The organism is Peptacetobacter sp. AB800 (assembly GCF_047807365.1).
GTDB lineage: Bacteria > Bacillota > Clostridia > Peptostreptococcales > Peptostreptococcaceae > Peptacetobacter.
In genome coordinates, this window is record NZ_JBLOUI010000121.1 from 1 (window position 1) to 245 (window position 245).

A 245-nucleotide genomic window follows, 5' to 3' on the forward strand; every position below is an offset into this window, starting at 1 on the left:
AAGAAGGATTAAGATTCGCAATAAGAGAAGGTGGAAGAACTGTAGCATCTGGTGTAGTTGCATCAATAATAGAATAATTAATTGATAGATAATTACTTAAATGTTATAGATAAAAGAGAGATCAAAATGATCTCTCTTTTTTTATTCTTAAGGAAATTATAATAATTTAAAACTGTGGAAAACTTGTGTACAATAGTAATATGAATGTATTGAAAAAGCGAAAAGATGAAAAAATAATTAATAAA

Annotated in this window: 1 protein-coding gene; it reads left to right on the forward strand. The window is 24.5% G+C overall.

Annotated elements, in window-relative coordinates; all coding sequences use genetic code 11:
• A partial coding sequence (locus ACK2WN_RS12420) for a hypothetical protein (RefSeq protein ID WP_416155578.1) occupies window positions 1-77 on the forward strand: 77 nt, incomplete at its 5' end.
• Between the last annotated feature and the right edge of the window lie 168 nt (window positions 78-245).